The sequence below is a fragment of the Parabacteroides sp. MSK.9.14 genome (genome assembly GCF_019041495.1).
GTDB classification, from domain to species: domain Bacteria; phylum Bacteroidota; class Bacteroidia; order Bacteroidales; family Tannerellaceae; genus Parabacteroides; species Parabacteroides merdae.
This window is the reverse complement of sequence record NZ_JAHPXO010000044.1, coordinates 1-13,150: the sequence shown is the minus strand read 5'-3', so window position 1 is coordinate 13,150 and position 13,150 is coordinate 1. Positions and strand designations below refer to the sequence as shown.

At 43.7% G+C, this 13,150-nt stretch carries 10 protein-coding genes and 1 pseudogene; 6 read left to right on the top strand and 5 right to left on the bottom strand.

Going from position 1 to position 13,150, the window contains the following annotated elements:
• Positions 1–18: 18 nt before the first annotated feature.
• Complete coding sequence (locus KTG12_RS18510; protein WP_005640306.1) at positions 19–1,695, bottom strand: putative transporter; 1,677 nt, start codon at positions 1,693–1,695, stop codon at positions 19–21.
• A 111-nt stretch (positions 1,696–1,806) separates the two neighbouring features.
• On the opposite strand from KTG12_RS18510, the gene KTG12_RS18505 reads away from it, so the two are divergent.
• The 3 genes from KTG12_RS18505 to KTG12_RS18495 all read left to right on the top strand — a co-directional run bounded on the left by KTG12_RS18505 (position 1,807) and on the right by KTG12_RS18495 (position 3,579).
• Entirely contained in the window at positions 1,807–2,655 is an 849-nt protein-coding gene (locus tag KTG12_RS18505) for a peptidylprolyl isomerase (RefSeq protein ID WP_022322199.1), read from the top strand.
• Between the two features lie 24 nt (positions 2,656–2,679).
• The gene (locus tag KTG12_RS18500; RefSeq protein ID WP_005640301.1) at positions 2,680–3,069 is read left to right on the top strand and encodes a hypothetical protein; all 390 of its coding nucleotides are present in this window, start codon (positions 2,680–2,682) and stop codon (positions 3,067–3,069) included.
• A gap of 69 nt (positions 3,070–3,138) precedes the next feature.
• Complete coding sequence (locus KTG12_RS18495) at positions 3,139–3,579, top strand: MarR family winged helix-turn-helix transcriptional regulator (RefSeq protein ID WP_022322200.1); 441 nt, start codon at positions 3,139–3,141, stop codon at positions 3,577–3,579.
• A 77-nt stretch (positions 3,580–3,656) separates the two neighbouring features.
• On the opposite strand, the pseudogene KTG12_RS18490 reads toward KTG12_RS18495, so the two are convergent.
• Positions 3,657–5,631: pseudogene (locus KTG12_RS18490) on the bottom strand (outer membrane beta-barrel family protein).
• A 212-nt stretch (positions 5,632–5,843) separates the two neighbouring features.
• On the opposite strand from KTG12_RS18490, the gene KTG12_RS18480 reads away from it, so the two are divergent.
• The 3 genes from KTG12_RS18480 to KTG12_RS18470 all read left to right on the top strand — a co-directional run bounded on the left by KTG12_RS18480 (position 5,844) and on the right by KTG12_RS18470 (position 8,690).
• Positions 5,844–6,761 carry a DMT family transporter gene (locus KTG12_RS18480; protein WP_005640292.1) on the top strand — a complete coding sequence of 306 codons (918 nt, stop codon included), beginning with the start codon at positions 5,844–5,846 and terminating at the stop codon, positions 6,759–6,761.
• 42 nt (positions 6,762–6,803) lie between these two features.
• The gene (gene yaaA, locus KTG12_RS18475) at positions 6,804–7,568 is read left to right on the top strand and encodes a peroxide stress protein YaaA (RefSeq protein WP_155144350.1); all 765 of its coding nucleotides are present in this window, start codon (positions 6,804–6,806) and stop codon (positions 7,566–7,568) included.
• 66 nt (positions 7,569–7,634) lie between these two features.
• Positions 7,635–8,690, top strand: coding sequence for a 6-bladed beta-propeller (locus KTG12_RS18470; protein ID WP_005650297.1), 1,056 nt, complete (start codon positions 7,635–7,637; stop codon positions 8,688–8,690).
• Between the two features lie 45 nt (positions 8,691–8,735).
• On the opposite strand, the gene KTG12_RS18465 is transcribed toward KTG12_RS18470, so the two are convergent.
• The 3 genes from KTG12_RS18465 to pheT all read right to left on the bottom strand — a co-directional run bounded on the left by KTG12_RS18465 (position 8,736) and on the right by pheT (position 12,870).
• Positions 8,736–9,491, bottom strand: coding sequence for a hypothetical protein (locus KTG12_RS18465; RefSeq protein ID WP_122204954.1), 756 nt, complete (start codon positions 9,489–9,491; stop codon positions 8,736–8,738).
• A 144-nt stretch (positions 9,492–9,635) separates the two neighbouring features.
• Positions 9,636–10,370: a YebC/PmpR family DNA-binding transcriptional regulator gene (locus KTG12_RS18460; RefSeq protein ID WP_005640280.1), complete on the bottom strand. Its 735-nt coding sequence runs from the start codon at positions 10,368–10,370 to the stop codon at positions 9,636–9,638.
• A gap of 34 nt (positions 10,371–10,404) precedes the next feature.
• Entirely contained in the window at positions 10,405–12,870 is a 2,466-nt protein-coding gene (gene pheT, locus KTG12_RS18455) for a phenylalanine--tRNA ligase subunit beta (protein WP_022322203.1), read from the bottom strand.
• Positions 12,871–13,150 lie beyond the last annotated feature (280 nt).

The window sequence follows — 13,150 nt, the reverse complement described above, 5'->3', positions numbered from 1 at the left end:
TAATATTAATTAGTACGATTACGCGAAGAACAGAATCAACAACTGTGCCGTCAATACCCGGAGAAACATAGTCAACGGATAGACAGTCGCATACCCAACCGACGGAGCGTCGTTTCCGGCTGTCGCATTCGAATAGGCCAATGCAGGCGGATCAGTCGTACTACCGGCAATGAGCCCCATAAGCGTAAAGTAATTGACCTTGCAGAAATAACGGCCGATACAACCAATGATCATCAGCGGCACAAACGTAATGATGAAACCGTAGCCTATCCAAGCAAAACCGCCATTATTCACAATCGTATCGACAAAACCGTCACCAGCACTAATACCTACGCAAGCAAGGAAAAGTGTAATACCGATCTCACGTAACATCAAGTTTGCACTCTGTGTCGTGTAAGTAATCAATTTATAATGGTAACCGAAACGGCTGATCAGAATAGCCACAACCAGCGGACCGCCCGCCAGACCTAACTTGACCGGCTGCGGAATACCAGGGAAGGAAATTGGAATACTACCCAGCACGATACCCAACGCAATACCGACGAAGATAGTAATCAGGTTCGGTTCATTCAGACGCTTCATCGAATTACCCAAAACCTTTTCCACATTGGAGACCGCTGTTTCGGTACCGACTACGTTCACACGGTCGCCTACCTGCAAAGTCAACCCAGGTTTGGCAACAAGATCGACACCAGCACGATTGATACGGGTGATATTGATACCATATAATTTCCGCAATTTCAATTGTCCCAGACGCTTACCGTTCAACTCCGGTTTCGTGATCAGGATACGGCGGTTGATAAATTGGCTTTCCATACGGATCCACTGTTTACGTTCCATATCGATCTCTTCTCCGATAAAGGTCTTGATCGTCTCGGCATCCGTCTCAGTCGTGATAACAAAAACCTTGTCGTTTTCCTGCAATACGGTATTGGCCGAAGCTATTTCGATCTGCTTGTTACTATCACGCCAGACACGGGAAATAACAAAATCACGATGTTCCAGCAGGTTCGATAATTCGGCAACCGTCTTATTGAAGATAGCGGGATTCTTCACGATCAACGAGATCGGCTTGGCCTCATTGGTATGAGAAGAATCTTCGCTGTTCAACTGCTCGTTCTCCTTATCGAAACTTACACGGAAAATATACTTAATCAAGATAATAGACAAGATAATACCGATCACCCCTAAAGGGTAAGCGACAGCATATCCCAAAGCAATCGTATTGTCAGACACTCCGTGCATATCGGAAAATGCTTGCTGGGCAGCCCCCAATCCCGGTGTATTCGTTACCGCACCCGACAAGATTCCGACCATTGTCGGCATCGGAATACCGGTCGCATAATGCAGAATGACAGCCGTCAAGACACCTAAGAACACAATACCGCACGCCAGCATATTCAGCGTAATCCCTCCTTGTTTGAAAGAAGAAAAGAAACCCGGTCCGACCTGCATACCTACAGAATAGACAAAAAGTATCAATCCGAACTCTTTAAAAAAGTGAATCACGTTGTGGTTGATCGTAAAACCGAAATGTCCTAAAATGATCCCCACAAACAACACAAGAGTAATTCCCAAAGATACGCCGAAGACTTTGATCTTGCCTAATTGTATGCCTGCAGCGATCACAAAGGAAAGCAGAAGTATGGAGTGGCCAATGCCCTCGCCCCATAACAAATCATTAATCCAATTCATAATAATACGTGTAGTTATAATCTTAAATTTGCCTTAAAGGCTGCAAAGGTAGCCATTTACTTTGTGTTTAACAACATAAATACTATCTTTACCCACCAAATATTTTAAAAGATGAAAAAGAGCTATTGTATCTTATTAGGCTTGTTGGCCTGCCTCTCTCCTGTCTTCGGACAGGGCGATGCGGACACCGTAATATCTGCATCTGAACAGGTTCCTGCGAAAATAGTCACCATCAACACGAGCGTCGGAACCCTAAAAGCAAAACTATATGACGATGTCCCTAACCACGTCCGCACCTTTATTGAACGTGCCAAACGGGGCGAATACAACGGAACGCTGTTCACACGCGTACTCCCTGAATTTATGATACAGGGCGGTGCTCCTGATTCGCGCAATGCTCCCGCCGGTGCCCGCTGTGGTTTCGGAGACCGAAATTCGGAGATCATGCCGGAGATACGGCCTCACCATTTCAACAAACGCGGCGCGTTGGCTGCTCCTCGCCAGAACGACGACATCAACCCGCAAAAGAAATCGGATATGTCGCAATTCTATATCGTACAAGGAAAAGTCTATACCAGCGGTGAACTGGACACGCTGGAAATGATTGCCAACCAGGATATCAAGGAAAAGGCTATGCAGAAGTTCTTCTATCCCGTCCGCGCCGAACTACGTATGCAGAAAGCCAGCAATAAACGCGAATACCAAAAACGTCTGCGTAAAATCAACGCCCAAGTAGACTCAATGATACGTGCTACACCCGGACATCTGCTGTTCACCAAAGAACAACGAAAAGCCTACACCACAGAAGGCGGTTGTCACCATCTGGACGGCAACTATACCGTATATGGCGAACTCATTGAAGGATTCGATGTGCTCGATATCATCGCCGGACAACCTCGCGACGAATATGACCGCCCTAAAAAGGATATCCGCATTATTCAATTGACAATTGAAAATTGACAATTTTCAAAGCTAATATTTCTTATGCTTAAGAGAGACTTCATCATGATACAGATCGAAGAACTTGCTAAAGTAGTCCTTCAGATCATTATGAATCGCAACACAAATGCGGCTCGCCATACTCCAGAGTTGATCCAAACCATATACAGTTCCCTCAAACTGGACCGTCCTACCCTTATGACGGCCCAGCCCGAAGAGCTTGTCCGTCGACTCGACAGTGATGACAACGGCGGAATCCTCCGTCTTGAGATAGCCGTCAAGACCCTGATCGAAGAAAGTTATCTCTATCCCGACGAGGAGCAGGCGATGTTGCAAAAAGCCAAGACAATCTTGGAATATATACAAACGCACGACAACACATTTTCTTTGGAACGCGTGAATATGTTGGACGAATTGGAACGGCGCATTCTTTAATCGACAATCAAACATTTAACCGATATCTCAAGGATATTCACTATTTTTGTGCCGTAAAAGTAAACAGCAATGGCAAATAACGAAACGGCACACGAACTAATACTCCAAATTCTGAAAACGCGAATGACCTTTCGCCAGACCATACAAAGAGTATTGAGAACCAATAATGTCGACATGACATTCGAGATGCTCCAGGTGATGCATCGTTTATGGAAGAAACCCGGAGTCAGCCAGCAATATCTGGCAGAACAGACAGCTAAAGACAAAGCTTGCTTGACCAATCTTATCAATAATCTGGAAAAGAAAGGCTGGGTAGAACGTCGAGGAAACCCGACGGACCGGCGTAACAAACAAATTTACCTGACAGAAGAGGGCGAACGGCTCGCTCTCCGGGTAAAACCTCTGTTGCATGGAATATACGGTCTGATAGGAGATGAAATGCCTTCCCGGCAAATTGTCTCATGTAGAAATAATTTACAAAAAATAAATAGCATACTGGACAAATTGTAACTTGTCCAGTATGCTATCCATAAAGACGGAAACAAGTACATTCGACACACAATCCTAAAAGATAAACAAGGCTCATGCTAATGTCCGAACCTTGAGGTATCAATCTTCCCGGCTTCTTTCTTCTTATATCCACCGAAGCGGTAGCTGAAATGTATGGTAAAAGAGCGCGAATAAAAATCGTTGTTCATATCCAAGTGTTGCCCATTAAAACGAACTTTCAAATTGGGCATGCCCGAGTTGAAAAGATCACTGCAACGGGCAGACAGATTTATCCTATCGCTAGCAAAACTCCATTTCAATCCGGCAGTGAGGTTATAGACTGTTTCAATGTCAAAAGTTCCCTGGATCATCGGGGTTTGTATACTACCTATCAATTCGAAAGCCAGATTCTTACCTATCTTAAACGTGTTATCCAGCGAACTGTTGAACATCCATTTCCTCCGGTTAAACGGGATATCAAAAAAGTCATCGCAACGCTGGTGAACTTGCATACCTACCAAAGTAAGTCGTGAATCCAGCCAATTTCCGGCTTTAAAGGGTAAGATGACGTTTGTCCCCCACATCTGCATATAGTTCCAGTTCGTATTCTTATAAATCAATGCCAAACGGTCAGTCGATTGATAGCCCGTCTGTACGAAAAAGTCAGACGTATGCATGAAGAACAGACCGAAAATATACTTTTGCTTCCATATATAATTGCCGTTCAAATTATAGGCTGTCGAAGGTTTCAATCCCGGCGTCCCCCAAAGCTCGGTATATCCGTTCAGATGACTGACGGAAGACTGCATATCCCAATAACCCGGATAAGTCTTATCCGTCGATAACGAAAACTGGAATAAATGTTCGGAAGATTTTACATACGTCAAAGATGCTTGCGGATAGACAGCCCACTTACGATAATTGCCGATGGTATAATATTCACCTGTAGCAGAGATAGAAACCGATGTACCAGTCGCATAGTTCTTGCTCAAGGAAACATAGACATTGGCAGTCTGCTCACGAAGCCGGGAATCCGTATTTTCGGTCGGGATATCACCTGTAACCTTATCATAGGTCTGAAAGTCACGGTCTTTTGCAAATCGGTAAGACATACCGTACCCCAAATCCCATTCTTTAGCCAAAGAACGCTTCCGGTCAACATAAATAGAATAACGGTCTATCTTTTGACCACCGATTATAGAGAAACCGCTTTGAGCACCATCCGCATAATCCGCAAACAAAGTTTGGTTATTATCTGACGTATAATGCGTGTAATCTCCGCCGACATCAAATCCAGATCCGGAATGATATTGCAAAGTGACATTGTGCATACGGGTTTCGACATATTTGTCAACATTGCTTGCCTGATAATTACCGGAAGTCAGGCTATTGCTATGCTGCTCAGGTGTAAAACTGCTGGTATAAGCGAGATTAAAATGATCTTCATCATCCAAATTATCTTACATGATATTCGGGAGGCGCACTGTACATGACTTCCGCCTTTTCCACTCTATCCAACGGAGTATTGCGCAAAAGCGTCTCAAGTTGTCCGGCGTCCATTGTTGTCGGTTTTCCATTCAAGACGACTGTCAAATTTCCCGTACCTGCCAAAGTTAATACACCTTTAGTCTCTTTTACACCGGGGAGTTTAGTCAGAGCCTCGTATGCATTGTTCACCACCCCGTCGCCGGCAAGAACGGACAGATCATATCCCAAACGCCCTTCTTCCACCTTCACAAAAGGACGCTCCGCTTTTACCACGACCTCATCCAAAGCATAATCCTGCGGATCAAGTTGAATGACACCGACATCTCTGCCCTTTCCCTCGATTTCCTTAGTCCTGTACAAGAGATGCTGCACGATCAAACGGTATTCTTCAGGCTGGCTATCCAACACAAAAGTTCCGTCTACATTTGAAATAGAAGCGTTTATATAAGTAGAATCTATTGCCTGCAAAACGATGGTTGCACCATCTACCGGTTGTTTTTTATTGTCTATGACCTTTCCTATAATGTTCTGTGCCTGCAAAGAGGTAACAAAGAATAATAGTAAAATACCGATTCCGATTTTCATATAATATAAAGTTTGTATTAATTTCCACACACCCTAAACAAGGGTTATTCATCATGCTCCCGGACATAATTAGCTGTCCATCATTTTCTAATACGCCGTAAACATACAAAATTAATCGAAAAGAATAGCAAAGCATGATTCCCATTTCATTAGAAAAGGTTCAGAAAGATTTGCTACTTTTGTCCCCTCATTTCAACAGACAGTGAATTTACATGAAGGTAAAAGGATTTTTGTACGGACTTATCGCATCCGCCACATTCGGATTGATTCCTCTTTTTTCCATTCCGGCGCTTGAAAACGGCGTAGGTTTGGACTCGTTGCTGTTCTACCGTTTTTCCTTAGCATCCGTACTGGTTGCCGTACTGATGTGGGTGAAAAAGATTCCGTTCGATATACAGAAAAGCGAATTCGGGATCGCTTTTATTTTAGGTACACTTTATGCCATCACGGCGCTTTGGCTGACGGAGGCTTATCTTTATATTCCGAGCGGGGTGGCGACAACGATCCATTTCCTTTATCCGGTGGTAGTCAGCCTGATCATGTTTGTATTTTACAAGGACAAGCTGACAATGCCGATACTGCTGGCAATGGCGATGGCGGTAAGCGGTGTCTATATGTTGAGCGGAGGAAATACGCCGGGAGGTTCTATCAATATAAAAGGATTAATGTTGGTATTGGCTACAGTGATTGCCTATGCAGCCTACATCGTAGGTATGAACCGAAGCCGGATCGCCAGGCTCGACAGCTTGAAAGCCACTTTCTATATTCTGCTTTCCGGAGCGATTGTCTTTCTGGTAAATCTGGCGATAAAAGGAGATTTTCCCGACCCGATGCCGAATCTGGCCACAACGATAGACGTGCTGATGGTTGCTTTCCTCCCGACGTTGGTATCCGACCTTACACTGATACTGGCCATTCGTTATATAGGTTCGACAACGACTGCGATCTTGGGATGCATGGAGCCGCTTACCGCCGTATGCATGGGCGTCCTTTTCTTAGGCGAGCATCTGCAACCGATGCAGATCGGAGGAATAGTAGTAGTGCTATCAGCAGTCTGCATCGTGATATCAGGCAGTTATATCAGGAAATGGGTGCGGGATATCCGACTTTTATTTATGCACCGGATATAAATGACGAGATATTTACATAATAAAAACAATATATTCACAAATATGCATATCATCTTATCTCCTGCCAAGACAATGGCTGGAACATCCAAAATAAAAGCGCCTGCAGGTACAACGCCCCGATTCAACCAGGAAGCAATCGAGATCGCATTGCACATGGCTCAATATCCCGCCGAAGAATTAGGCAGGATGTTAAAGCTCAGTCCCAAGCTGATGATGGAAAGTTACCATCGTTTTCAGAATTTCCATTCTGCGGAAGAAGAACCGCTACAAGCTTTATTGGCTTATACGGGTGTCGTATTCAAGAATATCAATCCCAAAGATTTTACAGAGGCGGACTTCCGCTTTGCCCAGGATCATTTGCGGCTCGTTTCCATTTGTTATGGTCTCCTTCGCCCGCTGGACCTGATCAAACCTTACCGGATGGAATATGATGTGAAACTACCCGAATTAGGAGAAGGGAATATGTATATTTACTGGCGTGCCCGTCAAACCGAACCGGTTATTGAAGAAGTGAAAGCCGACGATAACCTGCTGATCAACCTGGGGAGCATGGACCTACAACCATCATTCGACTGGAAAAAGGTAGAACAATCAGTCCGTGTAATAACACCGGATTTTAAAGTCTGGAAAAACGGGAAAGCCGAAACAATCGTAATCTACGCCAAGATGGCACGTGGACAAATGACCCGTTACATCGTTAAAAACCGGATTACCAATCCGGATGCATTAAAAGATTTTACTTGGGAAGGATTCCGGTACAGAGAAGATATCTCCTCCGAAAACAACTGGATTTTCTTGCAGGATTAAGAGATCCTTGCAATAAACCGACAGTATCGTCCGTTTATACAAAGGAATTTTTTAATTAGAAATGAAATGAGAAAAACCTTTAATCTTTTATTCATATGTCTGATAGCCTTATACGGCTGGATCGGATATCAAGTGATCCATACTACCGATTTGCCTCAATGTCAACCGGAAGGAAGTCTGTCCGATGTCGCCGAGGAGGTGATCGCCATCCCTTTGAAAACAAACGGACATTGTTCTTTGAACAAGATTAAAATGATCAAGCGCGACCGGGAAGACATCTTCCTTGTCAGCGATCGTCAACTTTATCATTTCAACAGTTCCGGTCAATTTCTCGGACAAATAACGGCACATCTGCCAGGAACGAGACAGCCAGTCGAACTGGTTGACTATGCGGTCGATCCTGTCCACGACCGGCTGGTCGTGATCGGCACCGGACATGAGGTATACTATTATGATTACGACGGGCAACTCCTTTTTCAGAGTATCCTCCCTCAAGATGCTTCATGGAAAACTTTCGGGCATATGGCTTATTATAACAACCATCTGTGGACAACAATAGACTTGGTTAATTCAGAAAACAAGCAAGCTCCGTCAATCGAACAATGGCTCTATAAATTTGATCTCTACTTTAATGAAGTCGGGAAGCGCAAACTGGATGTTGCCGATTTGGGAAGAATGGATATCAATTACAAGACAGGTACCGAAATAGCCGTCAAGGACGGGCACGTTTATGTACAAGCTCCATCCTTACAGCCAGCCCATATCTTAAACGACACACTCTATCTCATCAATAGCAACCAGTTGACCATCACCGAGGACTACGCAAAAATTCTTCCTTTACAGATCGGGACACGTTTTTTAATCTCAACACACTACGATCCTACTCTACCGGAACGTAGCTATACATTTTGTTACGACCAACGAAGAACAAAAGCCTATCACGTGCAAGGAGGATTGGATGACAACTTTTACAAGACAGGCAAGATTCTCGAACTTCAATCCATAGACCTTCAAAGCAACACCTACTGTTATTATAAAAGCGGCAAAGAACTTGCCTACTCTTTTCCTGACCTGACAAACAAAGACAACCCAGTCTTATTTATAGTAAAAATGAAAGCCTGACTCCCCACAGCCAGGCTTTCATTTAATATATATATTTACGTACGATTAGAAAATCCGTCCACACAGACGTATCTTCATAACCGGATAAACAGTGAGCTTATCCATGATTTTCGAAAACGTATCGTCCGGATCGACTTCATCCAACAAATTGTTGACATTACCATAGTCCGTATAAACATCCGGTTTGCCGTGGAACTGGACTCCCAGCTCGAACATTACACCAAGCCGTTTCTTCGGTACGGCACGGCCGAACCCCAAACCCACATACGGACGGAAATTCGAAACTTTCAAGCCACCTGACACATTACCGTTTTTGTCTACCGGAATCGTATAATCGCCGATAACAATACCGGCCTTACCGGCTTCGGCTACCAATTCCTTCAATTCATCACTATGCCCATTTATTTTTAATAAAGTTCCCCCGCCAAAGTAAGCACCAGCAGTCAAAAAGAAAGAACCTTTTTTAAACGGATAATAATTCACAAGTAATTCGCCGGAAACACGCTTGATACTTCCCTCCATACCAATCGTAGAGGGAACACTCACGCCTTCCATAGCCTCCACATCAACATCTACATCCGTACTCATGCTGAAATTTGGCATAATGGAAAAACCACCACGTAAATCAAAGTGAGATGTGATGGGAGTTGCCACATTCACGTCGATACCGGTAGTACCGACGCCCACACCTACTGCCAAAGAATTAAACACACCCAATTCTTTCTGGGCCATAACATCACTCACAATTACGCCTGATAAGGCTAACGAAATAACACAAAGTAGAGTTCTAAAACCTTTCATAACCACTAAAAAATGTATTTGTATTGAAATAAAGTACAGCAAAGAAAAGAAGATTTTTTGATATAAATACTGATATAGAATAAAAAAGAGAGTACAAGGTTATAGTCCTTGTACTCTCTTTTTTATTCTATAACAAATACGAACTTATTCTTCGTCTCCGTTTTCGTCTTCCTTCATATTGTGGAACACATTCTGAACGTCTTCGTCCTCTTCCAACTTTTCAATCAATTTTTCAATCGATTCACGCTGCTCGGGAGTCACTTCTTTCACATCGTTCGGAATACGGACAAATTCGCTACTGGTGATTTCATATCCATTCTCTTCCAGATATTTCTGAATAGCCGAATTCTGGGCAAATTCACCATAGAGAACCACTTCGTCTTCATCTTCATCCACTTCATCGACTCCATAGTCTATCAGCTCCAACTCAAGATCTTCCAACGACATGCCATCCTTTTTTGCAATATGGAAAACACATTTATGCTCGAACAGGAACTCCAAACTGCCGGATGTACCCAAAGAACCACCGTTCTTGTTGAAATAACTACGTACATTTGCTACAGTACGAGTCGTATTGTCTGTCGCAGTTTCCACAAAAATAGCAATACCGAAAGGACCATATCCCTCGTAGTTCATTTCTTTATAATCGGTAAAATCCTTAGAGACAGCCCGCTTGATAGCACGTTCGACATTATCTTTCGGCATGTTCTCTTTTTTAGCAGTCTGCATCAATACACGCAAACGCGGATTGTTTTCAGGTTCCGGTCCACCTTGTTTTGCAGCTATCGTAATTTCTTTACCCAACTTAGTAAATACACGGGCCATATTACCCCAACGCTTAAACTTTCTCGCTTTACGAAACTCAAACGCTCTTCCCATAATTTATGATCTTATGATTTATGATTTATGTTTTTTATCCTCTCAATTGTGCACCTAACTTCTGTTCCAAATTTGTCTGGATCTTTTTCATGATAGCATCGATCTGCTTATCATTCAAAGTCTTTCCTTCATCCTGCAAATAGAAGCTGACTGCATATGATTTCTTGCCAGCCGGCAGATTCTTTCCTTCGTATACATCAAACAAAGCAACGTCTTTCAACAGTTTACGTTCACTTTCCGTTGCGATCTTTTCTATTTCGGCAAATTGAACATTCTTCTCTAACAACAGGGCTAGATCTCGTTTCACTGCCGGGAACTTGGAAATTTCAGAGAAGGTAACCTTGCTCTTCTTGATTTCCTTCATCAACAATGTCCAGGAAAGTTCCGCATAATAGACATCCGTTTCAATATCCAATTCCTTACAGATCTTCGGGCTGACGATACCCATCGTACCTAACTGGCGCCCGGACGAAGTCGTAATACTCAAACCTGCCGAATAGATATCGTTAGCCAGATTACCAAAAATGACCTTCTGCAAATTCACACCGAGACGAACCAAGATGTTTTCCACATATGCCTTCAATTCATAAACAGAAGACTTTTCATTCGGATGCGCCCAGTTGTTATCCACACGGCTGCCGCTTACCCACAAGCCCAAACGATAATCTTCCGAGAATTCGGCCAATGTTTCATCTTCCTTCTTATGGTCGATATTGTAATCATAGCAATTTCCGAATTCGAAGAAGCGGATATTGCCATTTTTGCGTTTCGCATTATGTTCGACACTTTCCAAGCCTCCGAACAACAACGTCTGGCGCATGCAATTCAGATCTGCGCTCAACGGATTCATCAACATCACACAGTGAGAAACCGGGTAAGTGGAAAGATTGTCATAGTAGGCCGAGCGTGTCAGCGAGTTATTCAGGATCTCGTTGAAACCGCAACCGCAAAGTTGTTCAGAAATCAGGTTCTGCAATTTATAACTGCGGTCAGTCGGAGTCTGATAGCTCAGATTAGACTTTACATTGTCACTGAATTCCACATTATTATATCCGTAAATACGGAGAATATCCTCGATCACGTCGACATCGCGCTGTACATCAATACGATATACAGGCACATCAATCACCAAACCTTCGGCAGTTTCGGAAACGATCTTCATTTCCAAGCTTTCCAGAATGCTCTTGACCGTTTCAACCGGAATCACCTTGCCGATCAATGTATTGACCTTATCGTAAGTCAGTTCCACACGATAGGGGGCAACCGGAACCGGATAAATATCCTGGATAGCACCCGTAATCGTTCCGCCTGCCACTTCCTGAATCAACAGAGCGGCACGCTTCATCACTTCGACCGTCTGATTCGGATCCAAGCCGCGTTCATAGCGGAAAGAAGCATCCGTATTCAGACCGAAGCGACGGGCTGTCTTACGGATCCAAGTCGGATGGAAAGTGGCAGATTCCAGGAATACATTCTTAGTCTGTTCCGTCACACCGGAATCGAGTCCGCCAAATACACCGGCGATACACATCGGCTCTTCCACATTGCAAATCATCAGATCACGGTCGGTCAACGTACGTTCCACACCATCGAGCGTCACAAACTTGGCACCTTCCGTCGCCGAGCGTACCACGACTTTATTACCTTTGATCTTATCGGCATCGAAAGAGTGCAAAGGCTGTCCTACGCCGTGCAAGATATAGTTCGTAATATCCACCACGTTATTAATGGGACGCAGGCCGATCACCTTCAAACGGTTCTGCAACCATTCCGGACTTTCCTTTACAGTTACATTTTTAATCGTAATACCTGAATAGCGCAGACAGGCCTCTTTATTTTCAACGACAACTTCGATAGCCGGAACTTCATCATCAATCTTGAAAGCATCCACACTCGGACGTTTCAAGTTGGCAGGCTTACCGTTCTGTTTCAGGTAAGCGGCCAGATCGCGAGCTACACCGAAATGAGAAGTGGCATCCACACGGTTCGGCGTGATATCAACTTCCAGCACATAATCGCTCTTCACATTATAATATTCTTTGGCCGGAGTACCGACTACCGCATCGGCCGGCAGTACGATTATACCTGCATGATCTGTTCCAATACCGATTTCATCTTCAGCACAAATCATACCGTTCGATTCAACGCCACGGATTTTAGAGCGCTTGATCGTAAAGCACTCATCACCATCATACAATTTAGTACCGTTTACAGCAACAACCACTTTCTGTCCGGCAGCTACATTCGGCGCACCACAAACAATCTGCAAGGGTTCCGCGCCGCCAACATTCACGGTTGTAATGTGCAAGTGATCGGAATTCGGATGTTCTTCGCAAGTAAGAACTTCACCGATGACAAGTCCTTCCAATCCACCTTTGATGGTTTGAACTTCTTCTACCCCTCCGGTTTCCAAACCAATAGAGGTAAGTGCTGCTGCTACTTCATCAGGCTGTAAATCAAAATCAAGATAATCTTTCAGCCAATTGTAAGATATATTCATCGCTTTAAAATTTATTCAGTAAAGAGACGGGGCCGTCCGGCCTACGCCAAATTGACGGACAAAAGTACAAATAATTATTCAAATATGATAGTTTCAAGTAGTTTCTTCAGGGCAACCGCACCAAAACCGTGATCAAATATCATTGACAATAGTTATTTATGCATTCTTGATTCATAATGGCCATCTACAAGTATAAGGAACTGTTTGTGTTTAAAAAGCAGGTATTCCACTGGATTATAATCAGAAACAGTGCATAAAATCTCCTCAAACAAGGCAGATA